The sequence below is a fragment of the Pantoea sp. GW821-FHT03E06 genome (assembly GCF_059420725.1).
On sequence record NZ_JBWKUG010000001.1, the window covers coordinates 2104968 to 2128276 of the forward strand.

Sequence of the window (23309 nt, forward strand, 5' to 3'; positions counted from 1 at the left end):
ATGAATAAAACACGCTAAATGACCACATTGGTCAACCAAATTTAGTGAGGTAACAACATGAAGCAGACCTGGCGCTGGTATGGCCCAAACGATCCAGTCTCTCTTGCCGATGCGCGCCAGGCTGGCGCAACCGGCATCGTCACGGCGCTGCATCACATCCCCAATGGCGAAGTGTGGTCAGTGGCAGAAATCCAGCAGCGTAAAGCGCTGGTTGAAGCCGCAGGCCTGGTGTGGTCGGTAGTTGAAAGCGTGCCGATTCACGAAGAGATCAAAACCGGCAGCGGCCGCTGTCAGCACTGGATCAGCAACTATCAGCAGTCGCTGCGCAATCTGGCGCAGTGCGGCATTACCACCGTGTGCTACAACTTCATGCCGATTCTTGACTGGACGCGCACCGATCTCGAATACCTGCTGCCGGATGGTGCCAAAGCGCTGCGCTTTGATCAGATTGAGTTTGCGGTGTTTGAACTGCATATCCTGCAGCGCCCCGGCGCGGAGCGGGATTACAGTGCACAAGAGATTGCCGAGGCCGCCGAGCGCTTTGGGCAGATGAGCGAACAACACCGCGAACGCCTGACGCGCAACATTATCGCCGGATTACCCGGTGCTGAAGAAGGTTATACGCTGGACCAATTTCGCGCGCAGCTGGCACGCTATGACGGCATCGGTAAAGCTGAACTACGTGAGAATTTTGCCAGGTTCCTGCGGGCGATTATTGCTGTTGCCGAGGAAGTGGGCGTGCGCATGGCGGTACATCCGGACGATCCGCCCCGCCCGATTCTCGGCTTGCCGCGCATCGTATCCAACGCCGACGATTTGCAGTGGATGATTGATACCGTTAGCAGTCCGGCCAATGGTTTCACCCTGTGTACCGGTTCGTATGGCGTGCTGGCAGAAAATGATTTAGCCGGTATGGTGAAACGCTTTGGCCCACGCATCTACTTTGCGCATCTGCGTTCGACAAAGCGTGAAGAGAATCCAAAGAGCTTCCATGAGGCGGCGCATCTGGGTGGCGATGTCGATATGTTTGCCGTGATTAAAGCGATTGCCGAAGAGGAGCATCGTCGCAAAGCAGCCGGTCAGGAAGACGTTATCCCGATGCGCCCCGATCACGGTCACCAGATGCTGGATGACCTAAAGAAGAAAACCAATCCCGGCTATTCGGCGATTGGGCGATTGAAAGGGCTGGCTGAGATTCGCGGCGTTGAGCTGGCGATTCATCGCGCCTATTTTGACACAGCGGCGAATCAGGGAGCCCGGTAATGCGCTTTATGGATGAGGATTTTCTGCTGCAAAGTGACACCGCGCGGCGTTTATATCATGATTTCGCGGCTGACATGCCAATCTACGATTACCACTGCCACCTGAATCCGCAGGAGATTGCGGAAGATCGGCGCTTCGCCAATCTCGGCCAGATTTGGCTGGAAGGCGATCACTATAAATGGCGCGCGCTGCGTGCGGCGGGCGTAGATGAATCCTTGATCACCGGCAAGCACACCAGCGATTACGATAAGTATCTCGCCTGGGCGCATACCGTGCCGAAGACGCTGGGAAATCCGCTCTATCACTGGACCCACCTTGAACTGCGCCGGCCGTTTGGCATCACTGATACGCTGTTCGGCCCGGACACCGCGCCTGACATCTGGCACCGCTGTGCCGAAAAGCTGGCGCTAACTGAATTTTCCGCGCGCGGTATTATGCGCCAGATGAAGGTGCGCATGGTCGGCACTACCGACGATCCGGTCGATTCACTGCGCTACCATCGCCAGATCGCCGATGACGCCAGCATTGATATTGAGGTCGCGCCGAGCTGGCGTCCGGACAAGGTGTTTAAAATTGAGCTGGACGGCTTCGTCGCCTATCTGGGGCAGCTGGAAGCGGCAGCGGATATCGCCATCGATAGCGTCGAGGCGTTGCGCCGTGCCCTGTTGCGCCGCCTCGATCACTTCTCCGCCCACGGCTGCCGCGCATCGGATCACGGCATCGAAACCCTGCGCTTTGCACCGGTGCCAGCAGATAACGTACTCGACGCAATCCTTGAGAAACGTCGCTGCGGTAATCAGCTGGATGAACTGGAGATCGCACAATTTAGCACGGCGATATTGGTGTGGCTCGGCAGTGAATATGCCCGCCGCGGCTGGGTGATGCAGCTGCACATTGGTGCCATACGTAATAACAGTACGCGCATGTTCCGCCTGCTGGGGCCAGATAGCGGTTTTGATTCAATTGGCGATAATAATATTGCCTGGCCGCTGGCGCGCCTGCTGGATGCGATGGACATCGACGATTGCTTACCAAAAACCATTCTGTACTGCCTCAATCCGCGTGATAACGAAGTGCTGGCGACCATGGCCGGTAACTTCCAGGGCGCAGGCATGGCTGGCAAAGTGCAGTTTGGTTCTGGTTGGTGGTTCAACGATCAGCGCGATGGCATGCTGCGTCAGTTGGAACAGCTGTCACAAATTGGCTTACTTAGCCAGTTTGTCGGTATGTTGACCGATTCGCGTAGTTTCCTCTCCTACACGCGACACGAATATTTTCGCCGCATTCTGTGTAATTTGCTGGCGCAGTGGGTTAAGGACGGGATAGTACCTGCGGATGAGCCAATGCTGGGTGGCATGATCCGCGATATCTGTTTCAACAATGCCAGGCGCTATTTTTCGCTGAACACGGCGTGAGAGCAGCCGGTGATACGTGGTCCAGGCCGATTCTTATTCACTATGTTATAGTGCGCGCCTCTGAGCTCGCCAGCCTCAGAGGTTGTGAATCCCTTAACGCAAAGAAAAGAACACAATGAAAACTCCAACTTCAGCTCAGCGTCCGTATCAGGAAGTGGGCGAAATGCTACGTAATATGATTACGCAAAAGCAGTACGCCGTTGGTCAACGGTTGCCGCCGGAACGTGAACTTGCAGCACTGCTCGACGTGACGCGCACGTTAGTGCGTGAAGCTCTGATCATGCTGGAGCTGGAAGGGTTAATTGAGGTGCGTCGCGGTGCTGGCATTTATGTGATTCATGACACCCCGCCACACCCGGCATCATCACAAAAAGCCAGTAACGATGCGGGGCCGTTTGAGATGCTGCAGGCGCGTCAGCTGCTGGAGAGTAATATTGCCGAATTTGCTGCGCTGCAGGCGACGCGTGAAGACATCATGAAGATGCGCCAGGCGCTGGAACTGGAAGAAAAAGAGCTGGCCTCTGGCGCGGTTAACCAAAGTGAAAATGGCGATCGCAATTTCCATTTGGCGATTGCTGAAGCCACGCACAACAGCATGCTGGTTGAGCTGTTTAAGCAATCCTGGCAGTGGCGCGAAGACAACGTGATGTGGAGCCAGCTGCATCGCCATCTGATTAACAACGATTACCGTAAGCAGTGGCTCGACGATCACAAGAAGATCCTCGCTACGCTGGTCAAAAAAGATGCACGCGCCGCTAAACAGGCAATGTGGGAACATCTTGAGAACGTGAAGCAGCGGCTGCTGGAGTTTTCGGACGTCGACGATATCGATTTCGATGGCTACCTGTTTGAATCCTGGCCTTTGTACGTCACCCGAAATCCTAATTAAGAGCGTAATCGAAAAGGTCAACCACATGCTTCGGGAAAACTTTAACGACCTCATTTATTTAATCATGGTGGCGCGCGAATGTAGCTTTACCCGTGCCGCAGCAAAATTAGGCGTTTCACAATCTGCATTGAGCCATTCAATTCGCGGTCTGGAAGAGCGTTTAAACACGCGACTCTTAACGCGCACTACCCGCAGCGTGGCGCCTACCGAAGCCGGTGATAACTTAATAAAAAGCGTTGCTCCGATGATGGCCGACATTGAAAAGGCCTTGCTGCAACTGACCGACAATCAAAACAGGCCCTCGGGGAATATTCGCATTACCGCCGGGGAGCATGCGTTGTCCTCCACCTTATGGCCGCTGCTTAAACCGTTTGTGCAGGCCTATCCAGACGTTAACGTTGAACTTTCGGTCGACAATACGTTAACGGATATCGTAAGTGGCCGTTTCGATGCGGGAGTACGGCTGGGTGAAAGCATTGAAAAAGATATGGTGGCGGTGAGGATCGGCCCAGACTGGAAAATGGTTGCCGTGGCTGCACCGGAATATCTGCAAAAAAACGGAATCCCCGCCACACCTTACGAATTGCAGAACCACAACTGTATCAACATGCGCCTTCCCACGCTGGGCGGTTTATACAGCTGGGAATTCAGCAAAGCGGGCAAAGCGATTCGCGTGAAAGTGGATGGACAACTTATTTTTAATCATCTGGCGTCGCGTATTGATGCCGTGCTTGCTGGCATGGGCATTGCCTTTGTGCCAGAAGATACCGTTAGCAAACACATCGCCAGCGGCGAATTGCAAACGGTCCTGGATGACTGGTGCGAACCGTTTAGCGGATATTATCTTTATTACCCCAGCCGCAAACAGCATACCGCCGCATTTGAGAAATTAATCGAAGCCATAAAATACAAAGGTTAAGATTTTATCTCTCCACGCTCAGCGCCTGATGCTTCGCCAAAAAGAACGGCCTCAAATAGGCCACGCTATTCGACAGCGGTAATACATCTGCGCTGAGCTGAATGCCAATCACCTCTCGCAAATAACGACGGCGGGTCTCAATGCGCTGCCACAGTGCCGGATAGGCGTGACGAATCTCCATTTGTAACGCCGCATCAGCCAGCGCTACGCACTCTTCCGCGCTCGCGCCGCTGTAACCCGCAACCGCGGGGATAATATCAATCTGGAGCATCATGCCGCTTTTCAGCACTTCAACCGAACGCGGATAAATCGGCGATGACATCCACTCTTCATCCGCCACCAGATGTCCGGGATTAAGATGCCAGCCGAAATGCTGCTTCGGCAAAACCTGCTCAATAAGATCGTAAAGCATGCCACCGCGGGTTCCGACGCGAATATTTTCCAGCCAGGCAACCACGGCGCCAAAGTAGGGTTTCGCGATGCGATCCAGATAATCGGACTGGCTTTGCGGCAGTTCACTCGCTTCAGCGATGACAAAACCGCTGCGACTTGAGAGGCCACCTTTGAAACCGGTGGTAAGCGAAAGCGGATCGCCGCGCTGTATTTTTTTATAGGTTGGATAGAGATTCGCGTTAGCGAAACGACTGCCGGTCGCCGCAATAGTTACCACCGTGTGGGCTTGCCCTTCGCCACTCAGTAGTGCGCCCAGCTCGGTTTCACGTACGCCAACCTCAATGGCATTGAGCGCATCCAGCATACAGTTCGACGCGAGGTTGGCACCATATTCGTAATGGGCTATTTCGTTCGCATTACAGGTGGTTCTGGCACCGTTATCGCCAATAAAAAGGTGGACGGCATTTTCCAGCACCGCGTCATCTTTCAACGTCCGTTTTATGGCATCAACGATGAAATACGGCAAATCAAAGAGTGTGTGGCCATTTCCCGCTGCGGGCGTGAACATCTTCCATCCCACCAGCCCAACCTTGTTGCTGTTATTTAAGCCCGCATCAGCGAAAAGCTGTTCCAGCGGAACTTCATTCTCCATCGGCTGATTGGGCAGTGAGAAGAAAGGCGTGTGCACCAGCGAAGCCGCTACGCGTGAAAAACGTGCCAGCTTGAGGTTTTCGTTGCCTAATACCAGAGTGCAGCGTCCGGACTGGTCCAGCAGTAACAGCCCCTCTTCGAAACGCGGAATAAATCCGGTGAGATACTCGAAATTACTCCCATGTTCCTTGTCCGCGTAAATCACCAGGCTATCAAAACCCTGCCGTTTCATGCCTGCCAGAAGCGTATTTTTTCGTTTTAGCAGGGTGTCATCGGAGAGAGAGACCGGCTCAACGTCACTAAACTTCACCGGCGCGGTGAGGGGGCCAAATTTGATTGCCATGATGCGTTTCCTCGCAGTGCAAATAGTTGCCTGAGATAGTAGCGTCTTTTGCCGGGCAGGATTTTGATGCAAACGAAAAAAGGCGGAGGGGTGAGCTCCGCCTTGTTTCAAGTTCCGGTCAGTGCGCCTGACCGGTCAGTTGCAAAAGGGCAACGATGATTTGCAAGATGACCCGGACTAAGTCCAGTAGCAATCGAACAATTTCCATCACTTTCCTTCTCCTCTGACAGGAGCGCGCCTTTCAGCCGCCGGGGCTTTGACTCCACCCGCCGACGGCCTAAGCACATTGTGTGAGGAGTGCTGAGCGGCTCTCATTGTGAAAGCCACAGGCCAGCACCACCTGAAACCTGCCGGGATTTGACTATCCGCGCCCCTGGAGTCATCAGAAAAACAATGAGGCTTCGCTCGTCACTCAACACCTGTATAACCATACAGTATTATTGCAAAACTTGAAATATCTCGCCGCACATTTTATTATCGCCTGTGTGAGGAGTGCTGAGCACCCCGTTCGCAGCGCGGTTACCAGCCGGTTTGCGAACATAAAAAAAAGGATTTGGCGTTTAAGCCAAATCCTTTTTTATTATCTGCGATGCATTACCGCGCGGAACTGATACGCCAGATAGCGTTGCCCGCATCATCCGCAATCAACACGCCGCCTTGCTGATCGGTGGCTAAGCCAACCGGTAAGCCTCGCACCTGCTTTTGATCGTCGGTGAGGAAGCCTGTCACCACCGGCTGTGGCTGCCCTACCGGCTTCCCGTCTTCGAACTTGACCCACACCACCTGATAGCCGTTAAGCGGCGTGCGGTTCCAGCTGCCGTGTTCGCTGATAAACGCCCCGCCACGATACTGCGGCATGTTATCTGCGCCATAGAACAACAGGCCGAGCGGTGCGACATGCGAGCTGAGTGCATAATCCGGTTTAATCGCTTTCTCAACCAGATCCGGCCTTTGCGGCTGCGCGCGCTCATCGACGTGTTGACCATAATAGCTGTACGGCCAGCCGTAGAAGCCTTTATCCTGCACCGACGTCATATAATCCGGCACCAGATCCGAGCCAATCTCATCACGCTCATTCACCACCGCCCACAGCTTGCCGCTCTGCGGTTCCCATTGTAAGCCGGTTGGGTTGCGCAGGCCGCTGGCGTAGATACGACTGGCACCGCTCGCCGCATCCACCTCCAGCACCGCCGCGCGGCGATACTCCTCGCCGATACCATTTTCCGTCACGTTGCTGTTTGAACCTACCCCAACATACAGCTTGCTGCCGTCAGGGCTGGCAAGCAGCGATTTCGTCCAGTGATGATTAATCGGTCCGCCCGGCAGTTCTGTGACCTCTACGGGCGGCGTGCGTATCTCGGTTTGCCCGGTTTCGTAAGGGAACTTCACCAGACTATCGGCGTTCGCCACATACAACGTGTTACCAACCAGCTGCATACCAAACGGCGCCGTGAGGTTTTCAATAAAGCGATGCTGCTCCCATTTTCCGTTCACGTTGCGCAGCAGCGTTATGCGATTGCCACCCTCACCGCCTTTGCCTGAGGCTTTCTGCACAAGGCCCATGATCAGCTGCTTAGGCGCGGTGGTCGGCTTTGGCGTACCATTCGATTCCGCCACCAGTACATCATTATTAGGCAGAACCAGTACCTGACGCGGGTGTTGTAGCCGATCGGCGATCTTCTCGATCTTCAGCCCATCCGCCACTTTCGGCATTTCGCCGGCTTTCCACGGCGTGCCTTCCGGCACCTGCATTGGCGGCATAAAGAAGTTCTGCGCCTGCGGCAGTTCAGGGTTAGCACCAATTTGCTTTTGCGGATCGATCAGTGCCCCGTCATCACAGGCACTGAGCAACATCGCGAGCGTTATCGCGCTAAGTACGTATTTCATGCGCGACCTCCTTGTGTGCGGCGATCTCGCAGCACCAACTGCACGTTAGCGATCAGCAACAGCGCGACCACCAGCGTCGAGAGCGTGACGCCCATGGGCACCACAGCATACGCATCACGGCTATGAATAAAGGCGTTCACCACCGCCAGCACGATCGCCAGCAGCGACAGCCAGAAATGGGTCTTTTCATTCGACCTGGCCCCGCGAAATAAATAAACCAGGCTAATTAAACGTGGCAGGATGGCCAACACCAGACCGATAGCAATCAGCCAGCTGGCGGATTTGGTCCACATGATGACGAAGGTTTGCAGATAGAGGATATCGAAAAACCAGGCCGCAACGAAAAAGCCCAGCGGCAGCGGTTCCAGCAATGTGTAGAGCGTCACGCCGAACACCGATCTTCCTGAGGTATAGAACATTACTCTCTCCCTTTTACCGTATTATCATCAGATGGCGTACGCGGTTCGCTTTATTGCAACAACGTGCCACCACCTGTGAAATATTAGTAAAGATAAACAGTAACGTTTAACACTTATCTAACTTTTTAAAAATGATGACTTATCTGCCGTCAAAGGTTCTCGGCGGCTTAGCGATATCAGTGCTTTTCAATCCACAGTTCGCGGCTATACGCCACGTCTTCTGGATTGGTGATCGGATAACCTTTCACCCACGGCTTTATTAAACGTCCATTGGTGTATTGATAGATCGGAGCAATGGGCGCCTGATCGGCAATGATCTGTTCGGCTTTGTTGTAGTCAGCGTTGCGTGCCGCCACACTGGTTTCCCTACTCGCTTTCGTGAGCACCGCGTCATAATCGCCGCTGTGGAAGCGCGCGATATTGCCGCTATGAGTGGAGGTCAGCAAACTGAGGAAGGTCGATGGCTCGTTGTAATCGCCCACCCACGACGCGCGAATCACATCGAAACTACCGCTATTACGGCTATCGATATAGGTCTTCCACTCCTGATTTTGCAAGGTGACGTCCACGCCAAGATTCTTCTTCCACATCGACGCCACGGCAATCGCGATTTTCTGATGGCTTTCAGAAGTGTTGTACAGCAGCGTCAAATGCAGCGGTTTACCCGGCCCATAACCCGCCGCCGTCAATAACGCTTTGGCCTGGGCATTGAGCTCCTGCTGACTGTGCTGTTGCAAATAACTTTGCTGTGGCGTGAAGCCAGCGGTGACATCCGGCGTAAAATGCCAGGCCGGTTTCTCACCGGTGCCCAGTACTTTCTCGGCGATAATACGGCGATCGATGCTCCACGACAGCGCCTTACGTACGCGCACATCCGCGGTCGGCCCTTTCTCAGTATTAAATGCGTAATAATAGGTACCGAGCTGATCCGGCGTGTAAACCTGGCCAGGTAACTCTTTCTTCAGCAGCGCGTACATATTTTTGGGGAAGGATTCAGTGATATCGATATCGTTGGCGCGATAACGCTTGGTGGCGCTCGACTCTTCGTTAATCGGCAGGAACGTGACCTTGGTCAGTACCGACTCTTTGTCATCCCAGTAATGGCTGTTACGTACCAGTACGATTTTTTCATTCACCACGCGTTCCTGCAGCTGATAAGCCCCATTTCCCACCAGCTTGCCCGGCGAAGTCCAACTATCGCCCTCTTTTTCTAACACTTTTTGCGAGACCGGGTACATCGCGGCGTTGGCGACCATGCTCGGGAACCACGGCACGGGACGTGACAATGTCACCTTGAGATGTGTTGCATCGGTAGCGGTAACGCCAAGTTTATCGGCGCTCATCTGCCCTTTGGTGATGGCTTCCGCATTCTCAATACCGCTGAGCGCAGCAAACCAGGCAAAAGGTGAACTGTTCTTTGGCTCAACTAAACGCTGCCAGCTATACACAAAATCCTGCGCGGTGACCGGCTCGCCATTTGACCAGCGCGCCTCTTTACGCAAGGTGAAGATCCACGTTTTGTTATCGTTGCTGCTCCAGCTTTGTGCCACCCCCGGCACGATTTTGCCGTGGGCATCCTGATTCGTCAGTCCTTCGAACAAGTCGCGCATGACCTGAATTTCCGGCAGGCCTACCGCCTTCATCGGATCCAGTGAAGCGGGCTCATCTTTAATATGGCGGACGATTTCCTGCGAGCTAGCCAACTGTGCACCCGGCGGAATGTTGGCGGCAAATGCGGGTGAAACTGCGCTGGTGATGACTAAGGCAGCCAGCGTCTTGCGGAACGTTAATTTCATTACCACTCCTTAACCCGTAAAAACGGCGACAGCAAACAGGATTATGTCGCCAGCAACTTTCGGCACTTTATCGCAAATCGCTGATTGATATATAGCTATTTCCCTGCGTGCTGTTTACCGTTATGTTGAGGCTGGATTGCCGGTCACATTTTTCTTGCGCGCCAGAACGCTTTTGGCGGAGTTGGAAGCATTTCAATGAGGAACCTTATGTCGTCATACCATCCGCGTCCGCTGCGCGGCAAGCTGGACGCCGTCTGGCAACAATACGGGCAATCGGTGCTGGGCACGCCGCTGCTGTGGTTTCCCGCCCCGGCCGCTGATGCAGAAAGTGGGCTCATTATCGCCGGTACACACGGCGACGAGAATGCCGCCATTGCCACGTTATCCGGCGCGATGCGTACCCTGCCGGACGCGCTGCGCCGCCATCACGTGATTCTGGCGGTGAATCCTGACGGCTGTCAGCTGGGGCTGCGCGCCAACGCTAATGGCGTCGATCTCAACCGTAACTTCCCTGCCGCTAACTGGCAGAGCGGCGACACGGTGTATCGCTGGAACAGCGAAGCGGATGAGCGTGATGTCGTGCTCTCAACGGGATCGGGGCCGTCATCCGAGCCTGAAACCCGCGCGCTGTGTCAGCTGATCCATCAGATCAAACCAAGCTGGGTGGTTTCCTGGCATGAACCGCTCGCCTGCATTGACGATCCTCATCACAGCGAGTTAGCGCAGTGGCTGGCGCAGCAAACGGCGTTGCCGGTTGTCAGCAGCGTTGGGTATGCCACGCCGGGCTCGTTTGGCAGCTGGTGCGACGATCTCGGTCTGCTGTGCATCACCGCCGAAATGCCGCCGATTTCGGTGGACGAAGCCACCGAAGTTTACCTCGAAGCGATGATTAATCTGCTGCGCTGGCAGCCAGCGGCTTAAGTACGCCGTGCGTGAAATGCAGCGACGGTTCAACATCGGCAGCCAGCCAGGTTGGGCCGTCCAAATCCGCAAATGTCGCCCGTGACGTCAGCGGTAACGCCGCACGAATTGCCCGTGATGTGCACAGCATACAGCCGAGCATAATGGCAAATCCCTGCTCACGAGCGGCATCGACCAGCGCCAGCGCCTCGGTTAAACCGCCGGTTTTGTCCAGCTTGATGTTCACCATCTCATAGCGCCCTTTTAGCTGGGCCAAACTCTCACGGGTATGGCAGCTTTCATCAGCACAGATCGGCAGGGGATGGATAAAGTTACCGAGTGCGTCGTCCTGTGCCGCAGGTAGCGGCTGCTCAAGCATGGCGATGTTCAAATCGGCCAGCAGTTGGCAGCGAGCCGCCAATCCCTCGGCATGCCAGGATTCATTCGCATCAACAATCAGCGTGGCATTCGGTACCGCGGAGCGAATCGCCACCAGACGTTCGCTGATGAGATGGTCATCCATTTTGATCTTTAGCAGACGCGCACCATGCTGCCAGAGCGCCTGCGCGCTGCTGGCCATCGCATCCGGGGTATCAATGCTGATGGTATGCGCGGTGATGATTTCCTTAGCCAGTGCAACGTCACACAATTCCTCCAGGCTTTTGCTCTGCTGCTGCCGCTCTAAGTCCCACAAGGCGCAGTCGATAGCATTACGCGCTGCACCCGCAGGTAACGCCTGCTGCAGGGCTTCACGCGTCATGCCGCTCTGCAGCGCACTCAACTGCGAGGCAATCTGTTTCAATACCGAGGCTTCGCTTTCGCCGTAACGCAGATAAGGCGTGGCTTCACCCACCCCTTTGATGCCGTTCTGCTCAATTTCCACCACCACCACATGCGCCTCGGTGCGGCTGCCGCGCGAAATAACAAACGGCGAATGGAGCGGCCAGGCTTCCGGATAACTCTTCACTGTTCTCATTCTTTCTCCTTAAATCCGCATGTTAATTGCGAGCCGGCTCGATTATCGCCCGGAAAGGCGCTCGTAAACCCTTAAAAATTATGTCATAAACAAACGCTATATCTGTTCTGACGCGGCTAAAGTCAGATATTCACTTGTTAAAAAAGGAAATCGTATGTCTCAGACTGTTCACTTCCAGGGTAGTCCGGTACCTGTTGCAGGTCACTTCCCGCAGGCTGGCGAGCAAGCAAAGCCTTTCAACCTGGTCGCCAAAGATCTCAGTGATGTCTCCCTTGCTAAGTATGCAGGCAAACGTAAAGTTCTGAACATTTTCCCAAGCATCGATACTGGCGTGTGCGCCGCATCGGTGCGTAAGTTTAACGAACGCTCGGGTGAAGCGGACAATACCGTTGTACTCTGCATTTCGGCAGATCTGCCTTTTGCGCAGTCACGCTTCTGCGGTGCGGAGAACGTCAGCAATGTAATCACGCTCTCTTCACTGCGTGGTGCTGAGTTCAAAGAAAACTATGGCGTGGCGATTGCTGATGGCCCGTTAAAAGGCCTGACCGCGCGTGCTGTGGTGGTGCTGGATGAAAACGATAAAGTGATTTACAGCGAATTGGTGAACGAAATCACCGAAGAGCCAAACTATGATGCGGCGCTGGCTGCGTTGAAGTAATTTTTTGTATTAAAAACGCCGCCCTATTGAGGCGGCGTTTTTAGTGTGCGCGCCTATCAATGCGCGCCTTGCTGCCACATCATCGCGGCCAGCGGCTACTCGCTCTCGGTGCGCTTCTGCCCCAATCCATACTCACGCAACTTATTAGCGATTGCGGTATGCGATACGCCCAGGCGTTTGGCCAGTTTGCGTGTGCTGGGATAGGAGAGATACAGACGCGTGAGCACCGAACGTTCAAAGCGACTGGTAATGTCATCCAGCGATCCTTCCATCGCCTCTTCGCCCAGCGACACATCCAGCGCCTGCTCCGGTAACACAATATCCTGCGGTCCCAGTTCGTAACCTTCCAGCTGCGTCAGCGCGCGATACAGCGCATTTTTTAGCTGCCTTACGTTACCCGGCCAGTTGTAGCGAGTTAGAAACGGTGCCAGCTGCGATGACAGGCGTGGACGCGGTAATCCCTGCTCATCGGCAAAGCGCGCCACAAACATTTCCGTTAGCGGCAGGATATCCAGCGGACGTTCACGCAGCGGCGGTAGATTCAGCGTCAGCACATTCAAGCGATAAAACAGATCTTCACGAAATTCGCCGCGTTGTACCAACTCAATCAGGTTCTTCTGCGTGGCGCAGATCACACGCACATCAACATGCACCTCATGCTCTTCACCCACGCGGCGGAACGTCCCATCATTGAGGAAGCGCAGCAGTTTGGTCTGCATGCGTGGCGACATTTCGCCAATCTCATCCAGCAATACCGAGCCGCCGTTGGCCTGTTCAAAGAATCCTTTTTTGCCTTCCAGTGCATTAGGATACGCGCCCGCTGCGTGGCCAAACAGTTCGCTTTCAGCCACATCATCCGGCAACGAGGCGCAGTTAAGCGCGAGGAAAGGTTTTTTACCCCGCGCGCTACGCAAGTGGCAGGCGCGCGCCAGCATATCTTTGCCGGTGCCGGTATCGCCCACGATCAGCAGCGGAGCATCGTGCATCGCCAGTTTGCGTGCTTGATCGATCACCTGACGCATTTTTGGCGTTACCGCCACAATATGATCGAATTCTGATTCGTCAGTGACGGTGAGGTTTTGCAGCTGTCGCCCCATGCGCGCCGTTGATTTCAGCGTAATCATCGCGCCGACCGGCAGATCGCTCTGGCCCTCTTCTTCTGCCAGATAAATTGGCCGCGCTTCCATCAGGAAATCGCGTCCCTGTATCACCACATGCTGCGCCTGAGCATCAACCCGCTCATTCTCCAGCCAGCGCTGGAAGTTGAAGCCGGTGATTAGCGTGCCAACGTTTTGATTACGCAGCTTCTGTTCATCAAGCGTGAAAAGGTTTTGTGCCGCGGGATTCGCCAGCTCGACCTTGCCTTTTAGATCGATCGACAACACCGGCTCCGGCATCGCCACCAGCAGCGCGCTCAATGCACGATGTTCGCGTTCAGATGGCATAAACGAGACGGTGCGCACATCTGTCACGCCAGGTGTACGGCGAATTTCCGCCATCAGATTGCTGAAGGGTTCAAACTCCAGCGCGGTAAAATTGAGGTAAATGCGGCCGAGTGGCGCAATTTCGATGCCGCGCAGATCAATATTGCGGGCAACCAACAGGTCGAGCAACTCGCGCGCCAGACCGATTCGGTCCTGGCAGAAAACTTCCAAACGCATTGCGATGAGCCTTAGTCAGGTTTTGATTTTAGTGATAATACGCTAACTTGCAGCGCCTCAGAAGAGGCCTGTCATGAAAAGTTGACAGCCAGAGGCAGGTGATAGAGGGAAGTGTAGCGGAGCGACCAACAAAAATCCCGCCAAATCCAGGCGTTAACACAGATAATTTCACCTTTCACGCTACGGCTAGCGTGAAAGGTAAGCAACAGCTGATTATTTAGCAGCCTGCCCTGGTTTATCCCCACTTTTTACCAGCGTTTCTTTAAGCTGACCGATCAGCTCACGGCGGAAATCACCCAGACGCGGTTTGTCCTCTTCCAGCCATGGCAGTGGACGACACAGCTCCATGGCTTTGATGCCAAGACGCGCAGTGAGTAAACCGGCGCCAATCCCTTGCGCAGCGCGGGTGGAGAGGCGCGCGGCGAGATCCTGCGACATCCAGTCCATCCCCACTTCACGCACCAGTTCCGAGGCACCGGCGAACGCCATATTGAGCAGTACCAGCCGGAATAGGCGGATACGACTGAAGTAACCCAGCTCGATACCATAAATGGCCGCGATGCGATTCACCAGCCGCAGGTTGCGCCAGGCGATAAACGCCATATCCACCAGCGCCAGTGGGCTAACGGCGATCATCAAGGTGGATTCCGCGGCATGACGGCTAATTTCACGTCGCGCCTGGCGATCCAGCACCGGCTGCACCAGCTGGGCATATAAAGTGACAATTTCCCGATCGTTATGGGTTTCATGCAGTGCCGCATGCCAGCGTTGCAGCGCGGGATGCGCCTGGTCCAGCTGCGCCTGCTGCGCCAGTTTTTCGCAAAACGCCCGCCCTTTACCGACGCCGTGGCTGTGCAACAATTCGCGGCCAATATCGCGTTCCTCGGCACGTTGGCGCAGACGATACAGGCGACGCCATTCACCTATCAGCGCGCCAGCGCCCGCCGCAACAATCAATCCACCGGCAATGCCCGTGCCGAGCGCAAACCAGTCGCGCGTGATCCATGAATCGTGCAGCCACTGTGCGCCCTGCGCCACCACGCTGACGCCAAAAATACCGAGCCCAACGCCAACCATTTTGCGCCACAGGCTCCGTTTAGGACGCAGTGCCGCCTCCACCACTTTTTCGCCTTGACCCTCTTCCAGCGGCTCGGCTTCTGCCGTGGCAAGAAACGCGCTCTCACTTTCGGGGGTGAAGGTTTGCGCGGCGCGCAGCGGTTTTTCTGCTTCTACCGTCAGCGGGCGGGCAAAATCAATGCGCCCTTTTAAAGGTGTTTCATCGCTCATCGCAATTTATCTCCCAGTAAAAATTCCAGCGCAGCATCCATGCGAATGTGCGGTAGCGGACGGTCGACATCCAGCTGCTGCGGTCTGAACTGCTCAAATTGAAATCCCTGCTGCTGCCAAAAACCGTGGCCAGGCAAACGCGGCGGCACTTCGCCGGGATAAAACGTGAGCGCTTCGTTATCGGCCAGACGATGGCCACGCAACGCAGGCAGCTTCTCGCCGCGATGATCAACCAAGCCGCTTTCGGTGGCCTGCACCGACGCCAAACCAAGGCAATCCATGTTGATCCCTTCAAACGCCGCGTTCTGCCACGCATCCTGCACCAGCTGCTGCAGCAGAGAGACCATGTTGGCATGTTGATCGGCAGTAACATGATCGGCTTTGGTGGCAGCAAACAGCAGCTTGTCTATGACCGGGGAAAACAGGCGACGGAACAGCGTGCGCTGGCCGTAATGGAAGCTCTGCATCAGCTGGGTCAGCGCCAGGCGCATATCGTTGAACGCCTGCGGTCCGCTGTTGAGCGGCTGCAGGCAATCGACCAGCACAATTTGGCGATCGAAGCGCAGAAAGTGATTCTTATAGAAACCTTTCACCACGTGCTGGCAATAGTAGTTGAAGCGCTGCTGCAGCATAGCAAAGTTGCTGCCCGCAGGGGCTTGCGCCAGTTTGCTGACCTGCATCTCTTCAACCTGCGGCCAGGGGAAAAACTGCAGCGCCGGCGCACCCGCCATATCGCCCGGCAGCACAAAGCGTCCCGGCTGGATAAAGTGCAAGCCTTCGGTTTTGCAGTGATGCAGGTAATCAGTCCAGGCAGCAGCGATCGCGGCGAGGCGATTCTCATCGGCTGGCGCGAAAGGATCGAGATCGGCACACAGGCTGCGCCAGTGCGCTGACCACGCAGCACGATCGCCCTGCAACAGCCCGACCATTTGGCGTGACCAGCTAAGGTAATCCTGCGCCAGCATCGGCAGATCCAACAGCCATTCGCCGGGATAATCGACAATTTCAAGGTACAACGTGGCAGTGTCTTTGAAGTGGCGCAGCAGCGATTCATCGGGCCGATAGCGCAGCGCCAGGCGCATTTCGCTCACGCCCCGCGTAGGCGTTGGCCACATGGGCGGCGTGCCATACAGCTGGGCCAGACCTTCATCGTAGGTGAAACGCGGCGTACCCAGTTCACGCTGCGGTACGCGCTTCACGCCCAGCAGCCGATCTTCGCGCACCACGGAAAACAGCGGCAAACGTGCGCCACTGTGTACATTGAGAAGCTGGTTAACCAGCGAGGTGATAAACGCGGTTTTGCCGCTGCGGCTTAAGCCAGTAACCGCCAGGCGCAGATGGCGGTCAACACCGCGGTTCATCAGCGCCATCAATTCATTTTGCAGTCTTTTCATCGTTCTCCCTGATGAATCGTGCCGACAAGCGTTTGAATGCTTTGCTCAGCAACGGTTCCAGGGCGGCCGCCAGCAACAGGCGCAGCGGACGGCGCGCCACCGATTTCACCGCCCAGCCAGCAATCCCGCCGGGCCCGTAAGTTACTGCGCTAATGATGATAAATTTCCCCGCCGACATCAACGCAGGTGTCGCGCGACGGCGCAGAGCAGTAAAACGTTGAGTTTGCATACAGTTTCCTATTTCACTTTTTACCCAAAATAATTCGAGCGGCAGAAAGGCGGCAAGTGCCTGAATCCCCGGGAGCTTACTCTAGTAAGTGACCGGGGTGAGGTCACGCAGCCAACGCATCTGCCGCTTGAAGTATGACGGGTAAAATCAGATTTGGCGGAAGCGGCTACGCACGCTAAATGTTTCCGAGGTGACATAGCGTTCAATCTCACGCACGTTACGTTCGTCGCTGTGTAGCGTGGCTTCCAGCTCGTCGAGCAGTTCCCGTGCGCTCGGAGTGCGTTCACCCGCGGCATCGGCGGGCTTCTCATCCAGCACAAAACCGAGAATAAAATAGGCAACGATGGTGAACATAAACAACCCAAGGAACAGCGACAGCACCACAATGACGCGCAACAGACGCACCGGAATATCCAGGTATTCGGCGATACCGGCACAGACGCCGCGCACTTTACCCTGCTGGGGTATGCGCCACAGTTTACGACCGTTCATCATGGCTGCCTCCAGTTTGGATGTTCGGCATCCAAAATGGCTTCCAATGCTTCCACACGCTCACGCATACGACGTGCATCCTGGGTGATCTGTTGCAAACGCTGCAAATCATTCGATGACAAATCTGCACCGCCGTTGCGTTTGTTGCTGTAATGCAGCCATAACCAGATCGGTGCGACAAATAGCACAAAGATCGTTAACGGTATGGCGAGAAAAAGTGCGCTCATTAATTCGACTCTCCTTAATCATTTACACCCTTTTAACTCGGGCCTGCGGCCAGGCCCGTGGCGATCACTCACTGCGATTCATTTTGGCTTTTAGTGCGGCCAGCTGCTGGCTGATTTCATCATCGGCTTTCAGTTCAGCAAACTCCTGATCCAAACCTTTCGGTTTACCAAAACGCTGACTTTCCGCTTCGGCTTCCATGTGATCGATACGGCGCTCAAAGGATTCAAAACGCGCCATTGCATCGTTCAGCTTGCCGCTGTCGAGCTGACGACGTACATCACGTGAAGAGGACGCCGCCTGGTGACGCAGTGTTAATGCCTGCTGACGCGCACGGGTTTCGGTCAGTTTATTCTCCAGCTCACCAATCTCGCCTTTCATGCGTTCCAGCGTCTCTTCCACTTGCGCCGATTCCTGCTGCAGGGCCGCCATCAAATCGGTCAGTTTCTGCTTTTCGATTAACGCAGCACGCGCTAAATCCTCTTTACCTTTATTAATCGCCAGTTCGGCTTTGTCCTGCCATTCAGTCTGCTGAATCTCAGCTTGCTCAATGCGGCGCGATAACTGTTTCTTTTCCGCTAGCGCGCGAGCGGAGGTCGAACGCACTTCAACCAGCGTGTCTTCCATTTCCTGAATCATCAGGCGTACCAGTTTCTGCGGATCTTCGGCGCGCTCCAGCAGAGAGTTGATGTTAGCGTTCACGATGTCGGCGAAACGAGAAAAAATACCCATAATGATGTTCCTCTAATTTTGTAGGTAGGTGCGCAAGGCGCTCTTCACTAATACAAATCGCGTGCCAACTTTTAGTTGGTTGATTTTAATGGCTTTGTTTATTTTACATCCGCCACAACATCACTTAAGGTAGTGAAATTGATTAATCAGTGGCGAATTTCATCATGGCAAACGGTAGCGACAATCTCTTGGGCGAGTCGAATAACTTTCTGGAGGTGTTGGAGCAGGTCTCGCGTCTGGCGCCGTTAGAAAAACCTGTACTGGTGGTCGGCGAACGCGGCACCGGCAAAGAGCTTATCGCTAGCCGCTTACATTATCTGTCAAACCGTTGGGAAGGCCCTTTTGTTTCCCTCAACTGTGCTGCGCTGAATGAAAACCTGCTCGACTCCGAACTGTTCGGCCATGAAGCCGGTGCATTTACCGGGGCGCAAAAACGTCATCTGGGCCGCTTTGAGCGCGCCGACGGCGGCACACTTTTTCTTGATGAGCTCGCCACCGCGCCGATGCTGGTGCAGGAGAAACTGCTGCGCGTGATTGAATATGGCCAGCTGGAGCGCGTTGGCGGCAATCAATCACTGCAGGTCAATGTGCGCCTGGTCTGCGCAACGAATGAAGATCTGCCCGCGCTGGCCAGCGCTGGAAAATTTCGCGCGGACCTGCTCGATCGCCTGGCCTTCGATGTGGTTCAGCTGCCGCCGTTGCGCGAACGTCGCAGCGATATCTTGGTGATGGCTGAACATTTTGCGATTCAGATGTGCCGCGAATTAGGTTTGCCTCTCTTCCCCGGTTTTAGCGAGCGCGCCCAGCTGACGCTGCTGAAGCACAGCTGGCCCGGTAACGTACGCGAATTAAAAAACGTGGTAGAACGTTCCGTGTATCGCCATCACAGCGCTGAAGAGCCGCTGGATAATATCATTATTAAACCGTTTGCTCCGCGCACGCCGCTGCCAATTCACTCCGAACCGACAGCAGCTCCCCTGCCTTCTCTGCCGCTTGATTTACGCCAATGGCAAAACCAGCAGGAACGTGAGTTAGTGGAAGTGAGTTTGCAGCAGGCCAAATACAACCAGCGCCGCGCCGCCGAACTGTTACGTGTGACTTACCATCAACTACGCGCAATGATGAAAAAGCACGGCATAGAGATGAAAGTAAATTGAATAATATCGATTATTAAATCTTTATAAATCTCACCGCTATTTTTACGGCTTTTTTACGGGTGAGTCGGCTAGATTAATTCTATCGACAACCCTGAAAGATGCGCAGGAATAGCAATAAATGGAAAATATCGAGTTAACTGGCAGGACTCGGCCGTTCATTAATACGCGCGAACGTTAAATAATGAGCGGCTTTCTTCAATTCCTTTTACATCAACCTTTTTTTAACGCTCTGCCAGAAATCGAGAACAGGCAGGTTAAGCAACAGGTAAAAACTATGTCAGGCTTAATATTGGTTTCGCACAGTCAGAATAGTCACTCAACTCTCGCCACTATTTATGAAAGCATATTAGCGCGCCGCGGTGGAATGTGGGTGAAATGGAGCGGTGAGTTCGAGACTCTCTCTTCAGAGCTGCACCGTGAGCTGAATTTTAATAAAGGCAATGAATATGACACGCTGACATTTCGCTTAACCAAAGCTGAATATGAAGAGGGTTACCATCAATATATTCATCAGGGATTGTGGCCGGTCTTTCATCAGCGACCTGACATGGCTCGATTTTCAACCAGTAGCCAGATTGGCTATATGCGGCTTAATGAAACCTATGCGCGTGCTATTAGTGATTATGCCATGCCCGATGATGATATCTGGTTGCAGGATTATCATTTGATTCCCAGTATTAAAATGCTGCGCGATGCGGGGCTAATCAATCGTATTGGTTTCTTTTTCCATCAACCTTTTCCCGCCGGGCAATCTTTTGAATCGATACCCAACTGGCGCTATTTGGCCGATTCATTATTGTGTGCCGATCTGATTGGTTTCCAGACCACCCAGGATATGAACAATTTCACTGCATGGGTAGGATCGCGTTTCCGCTGTGAACACCTCTCGCCTTATACGCTGCGGATTCATGGCCGCCAGTTAAGCGTTGGTGTATTTCCAGTGGGCATTGATACGGCGGAAACCAGCGCGCTGGCTGAAAGCAACAGCTGCCTTTTTATGGAACAGCAGTGCCGTGAAACCTTACCGGAGAATATCATTCTTAGCAGCGGACACTTCGACGATAGCACCGGCACGCCCTACCGTATCAGCGCGATTGAGGTATTACTTCGTCAACATGAAGAGTACCACCACAAATTTTCATTGGTGCAGCTCGCTTCTATGGCGTCCGGCTATTCTCATCGCATTAAAGAATTGTCGCGCGATCTTGAGACGCGCTGCGGCGAAATGAACGGTATTCATGGTGAGCTGAACTGGTATCCCGTGAGTTATCTGAGCAATCATTATTCGCGAGAAGAGCTGTGCGGATTCTACCGTGCGGCGCGCGTGGCGCTGGTAACACCGCTGATAGCCGGGATGAGCCTGATGGCTAAAACCTATGTCGCCGTGCAGGATCATACTAATCCCGGCGTTTTAATTTTGTCACAGTTTGCCGGTGCCGCCGAGCAGATGCAGGGGGCGCTGGTGGTCAATCCTTACGATCCCGATGCGATTGCAGATGCCATTCATACCGCGCTCATCATGCCACTTTCCGTACGCCGCGAACGTCACGCGAGCCTGATGAAAAACCTTCACCTGCATAACTGCTATACGTGGGCGGAAGCCTTCATCAACGCCTTGCAACCGCGCGAACAAGAGGCCGATTTGAGCGTAAAATCAGGCGTGATGCTCTCGAATGGCTTCAGTGGACGCCTGCGTTATTAACGCTGGCTCGGACCTGGACAAAAAAAAGCCCGCACAGCGTGCGGGCAACTAATACTGGAAGCAATGTGAGCAATGTCGTGCTCTTCTTCGGTAGAGCCACCGTCGAAGCGCAGATGAATAATAATCATTCTTATTATCATCTGTAAAGCCCTAATTGAGAATTTTTCTCATTTCCACACTAAGATTGTGATTACCTCATCGCCACTTTGGCGAAAAACACAGCAGAAGCGTCGCGAATTTTGGGACTCCGAGCGGTTTGGGATACACTCACGCTATTGCCTCAGAATCGTTGAGTTCTATGCCAAAACTATTCCCTTCTCTGCTGCTTGGTCTCAGCATCATGAGTGCGTCAGCGTGGGCCGCGCCAACCGACAATATCCGCCACAGCGGCTTTGTCTATTGTGTGAACGGCACGGTTAATACGTTCAATCCGCAAATGGTAAGCAGCGGCCTGGTGGTCGATACGCTCGCGGCACAGCTGTACGATCGGCTGCTGGACGTCGATCCTTATACCTATCGGTTGATTCCCGATCTGGCTGAGAGCTGGGAAGTGCGAGATAACGGTGCAACCTACCGTTTCCACCTGCGCAAAGACGTGGCCTTCCAGCACACCAACGGGTTTAAACCGACGCGCAAAATGAATGCCGACGATGTGGTATTCAGTTTTGCGCGCATGTTTGACCGTAAGCATCCGTGGCATAACGTCAACGGTGGCAGCTATCCCTATTTCGACAGCCTGCAGTTCGCCGATTCAGTGCAGAGCGTTAAAAAGTTGGATAGCGATACGGTGGAAATCCGCCTCAACAGCCCAGACGCCTCCTTCCTCTGGCACATCGCCACCCATTACGCGCCAATTTTGTCGCAGGAGTACGCCAACAATCTCAGCGCTAAAGGCCAACAAGAGCAGCTGGATCGCGAGCCCGTAGGTACTGGCCCGTTCCAGCTGAGTGAATACCGCACCGGGCAATATCTGCGGCTGGCACGTAATCCGCAGTATTGGAAAGGCGTACCGCGGCTGCAGCAAGTGGTGATTGATTTGGGCGTCGGCGGGACCGGACGTTTATCTAAACTGCTGACCGGTGAATGTGATGTGCTGGCCTATCCTGCCGCCAGCCAGCTGAGCATTTTGCGCGACGATCCGCGTCTGCGTATGACGTTGCGACCCGGCATGAATATCGCTTATCTGGCGTTTAACACCCGTAAACCCCCGCTCGATCGCCCGGAAGTGCGTCATGCACTGGCGCTGGCGATCAATAACGAACGCTTGATGGAGTCGATTTATTACGGCACCGCAGAAACGGCGGCTTCGATTCTGCCGCGCGCGTCATGGGCTTATGACAACGATGCACACGTTACCGAATATAATCCGGCGAAAGCACGAGAAGCACTGAAGGCGCTCGGTCTGCAAGACCTGCATTTACGCTTAGTGGTGCCCTCTTCTTCACAGTCATGGAATCCTAGCCCGCTGAAAACCGCTGAGCTGTTACAGGCCGATTTGGCTCAGGTTGGCGTGCGGGTGACCATCGCGCCGGTGGAAGGGCGATTCCAGGAAGCGCAGCTGATGGAGATGAATCACGATCTCACGCTAACCGGTTGGGCCACCGACAGTAACGATCCCGACAGTTTCTTCCGGCCGCTTCTGAGTTGTGCCGCTATCCGCTCGCAGACCAACTATGCGCACTGGTGTTCGCCGGCGTTTGACGAAGCGCTGCAACATGCGCTGTTGTCGCAACAGCTTTCGGCGCGCATCGATAGCTACGACAAAGCGCAGCAGATTTTGGCGCAGGAGCTGCCGGTATTGCCGCTGGCCTCTTCGCTGCGTTTGCAAGCCTATCGACATGACATTAAAGGCTTAGTACTGAGCCCGTTTGGTAACGCCTCTTTTGCCGGCGTTTATCGTGATGAGAGCAGCGAGGAATAA

General features: G+C 54.4%; 21 protein-coding genes. 9 read left to right on the forward strand and 12 right to left on the reverse strand.

Features of this window, described 5'->3' with window-relative positions; translation table 11 throughout:
- Positions 1-57: 57 nt before the first annotated feature.
- The 4 genes from uxuA to AC07WB_RS09810 all read left to right on the forward strand — a co-directional run bounded on the left by uxuA (position 58) and on the right by AC07WB_RS09810 (position 4486).
- Positions 58-1263, forward strand: coding sequence for a mannonate dehydratase (gene uxuA / locus AC07WB_RS09795; RefSeq protein ID WP_494940431.1), 1206 nt, complete (start codon positions 58-60; stop codon positions 1261-1263).
- Positions 1263-2678, forward strand: a complete 1416-nt coding sequence (gene uxaC / locus AC07WB_RS09800; RefSeq protein WP_494940432.1) for a glucuronate isomerase — start codon at positions 1263-1265, stop codon at positions 2676-2678. Before uxuA ends, uxaC begins: the two co-directional genes overlap by 1 nt.
- A gap of 115 nt (positions 2679-2793) precedes the next feature.
- Complete coding sequence (gene uxuR / locus AC07WB_RS09805; protein WP_097097251.1) at positions 2794-3567, forward strand: Uxu operon transcriptional regulator; 774 nt, start codon at positions 2794-2796, stop codon at positions 3565-3567.
- A gap of 25 nt (positions 3568-3592) precedes the next feature.
- Positions 3593-4486 (forward strand): LysR family transcriptional regulator, encoded by an 894-nt coding sequence (locus AC07WB_RS09810; RefSeq protein ID WP_097097250.1) that lies wholly within the window; start codon positions 3593-3595, stop codon positions 4484-4486.
- 4 nt (positions 4487-4490) lie between these two features.
- Here the strand turns inward: AC07WB_RS09810 and AC07WB_RS09815 are convergent, their stop codons facing one another.
- The 4 genes from AC07WB_RS09815 to AC07WB_RS09830 form a co-directional block, all read right to left on the reverse strand.
- On the reverse strand, positions 4491-5873 hold the full coding sequence (locus AC07WB_RS09815) for a M24 family metallopeptidase (RefSeq protein ID WP_097097249.1): 1383 nt from the start codon (positions 5871-5873) through the stop codon (positions 4491-4493).
- A 594-nt stretch (positions 5874-6467) separates the two neighbouring features.
- Positions 6468-7760: a PQQ-dependent sugar dehydrogenase gene (locus tag AC07WB_RS09820; RefSeq protein ID WP_097097248.1), complete on the reverse strand. Its 1293-nt coding sequence runs from the start codon at positions 7758-7760 to the stop codon at positions 6468-6470.
- On the reverse strand, positions 7757-8179 hold the full coding sequence (locus AC07WB_RS09825; protein WP_097097247.1) for a DUF2231 domain-containing protein: 423 nt from the start codon (positions 8177-8179) through the stop codon (positions 7757-7759). The genes AC07WB_RS09820 and AC07WB_RS09825 overlap by 4 nt, the downstream gene beginning before the upstream one ends.
- A gap of 176 nt (positions 8180-8355) precedes the next feature.
- Positions 8356-9975: a peptide ABC transporter substrate-binding protein gene (locus AC07WB_RS09830; protein WP_494940433.1), complete on the reverse strand. Its 1620-nt coding sequence runs from the start codon at positions 9973-9975 to the stop codon at positions 8356-8358.
- 207 nt (positions 9976-10182) lie between these two features.
- Here AC07WB_RS09830 and mpaA point away from each other — a divergent pair, with 207 nt between their 5' ends.
- On the forward strand, positions 10183-10896 hold the full coding sequence (gene mpaA, locus AC07WB_RS09835) for a murein tripeptide amidase MpaA (RefSeq protein ID WP_097097245.1): 714 nt from the start codon (positions 10183-10185) through the stop codon (positions 10894-10896).
- On the opposite strand, the gene ycjG is transcribed toward mpaA, so the two are convergent.
- The gene (ycjG, locus tag AC07WB_RS09840) at positions 10865-11851 is read right to left on the reverse strand and encodes an L-Ala-D/L-Glu epimerase (RefSeq protein WP_494940434.1); all 987 of its coding nucleotides are present in this window, start codon (positions 11849-11851) and stop codon (positions 10865-10867) included. The two genes, mpaA and ycjG, sit on opposite strands and share 32 nt — an antisense overlap.
- 154 nt (positions 11852-12005) lie before the next feature.
- Between ycjG and tpx the strand changes: the two genes are divergently transcribed.
- A complete protein-coding gene (tpx, locus tag AC07WB_RS09845) occupies positions 12006-12509 on the forward strand; it encodes a thiol peroxidase (protein ID WP_400455943.1) in 504 nt (167 codons plus the stop codon).
- A 95-nt stretch (positions 12510-12604) separates the two neighbouring features.
- On the opposite strand, the gene tyrR is transcribed toward tpx, so the two are convergent.
- From tyrR to pspA, 7 genes are all read right to left on the reverse strand, one after another.
- Positions 12605-14170: a transcriptional regulator TyrR gene (gene tyrR / locus AC07WB_RS09850; protein WP_097097242.1), complete on the reverse strand. Its 1566-nt coding sequence runs from the start codon at positions 14168-14170 to the stop codon at positions 12605-12607.
- Between the two features lie 213 nt (positions 14171-14383).
- Entirely contained in the window at positions 14384-15457 is a 1074-nt protein-coding gene (locus AC07WB_RS09855; protein WP_494940435.1) for a TIGR01620 family protein, read from the reverse strand.
- A complete protein-coding gene (locus tag AC07WB_RS09860) occupies positions 15454-16851 on the reverse strand; it encodes a YcjX family GTP-binding protein (protein WP_345829633.1) in 1398 nt (465 codons plus the stop codon). The genes AC07WB_RS09855 and AC07WB_RS09860 overlap by 4 nt, the downstream gene beginning before the upstream one ends.
- Positions 16832-17080 carry a phage shock protein PspD gene (gene pspD / locus AC07WB_RS09865; RefSeq protein WP_007888070.1) on the reverse strand — a complete coding sequence of 83 codons (249 nt, stop codon included), beginning with the start codon at positions 17078-17080 and terminating at the stop codon, positions 16832-16834. The genes AC07WB_RS09860 and pspD overlap by 20 nt, the downstream gene beginning before the upstream one ends.
- Positions 17081-17227: 147 nt before the next feature.
- A complete protein-coding gene (gene pspC / locus AC07WB_RS09870; RefSeq protein WP_345829630.1) occupies positions 17228-17575 on the reverse strand; it encodes an envelope stress response membrane protein PspC in 348 nt (115 codons plus the stop codon).
- Positions 17572-17799 carry an envelope stress response membrane protein PspB gene (gene pspB, locus AC07WB_RS09875; RefSeq protein ID WP_097097239.1) on the reverse strand — a complete coding sequence of 76 codons (228 nt, stop codon included), beginning with the start codon at positions 17797-17799 and terminating at the stop codon, positions 17572-17574. Before pspB ends, pspC begins: the two co-directional genes overlap by 4 nt.
- A gap of 64 nt (positions 17800-17863) precedes the next feature.
- Positions 17864-18529, reverse strand: coding sequence for a phage shock protein PspA (gene pspA, locus AC07WB_RS09880; protein WP_097097238.1), 666 nt, complete (start codon positions 18527-18529; stop codon positions 17864-17866).
- Between the two features lie 164 nt (positions 18530-18693).
- On the opposite strand from pspA, the gene pspF reads away from it, so the two are divergent.
- From pspF to sapA, 3 genes are all read left to right on the forward strand, one after another.
- Positions 18694-19686 carry a phage shock protein operon transcriptional activator gene (gene pspF / locus AC07WB_RS09885; RefSeq protein ID WP_494941062.1) on the forward strand — a complete coding sequence of 331 codons (993 nt, stop codon included), beginning with the start codon at positions 18694-18696 and terminating at the stop codon, positions 19684-19686.
- 274 nt (positions 19687-19960) lie between these two features.
- Complete coding sequence (locus tag AC07WB_RS09890; protein ID WP_494940436.1) at positions 19961-21388, forward strand: alpha,alpha-trehalose-phosphate synthase (UDP-forming); 1428 nt, start codon at positions 19961-19963, stop codon at positions 21386-21388.
- A gap of 298 nt (positions 21389-21686) precedes the next feature.
- On the forward strand, positions 21687-23309 hold the full coding sequence (gene sapA / locus AC07WB_RS09895; RefSeq protein ID WP_494940437.1) for an ABC transporter substrate-binding protein SapA: 1623 nt from the start codon (positions 21687-21689) through the stop codon (positions 23307-23309).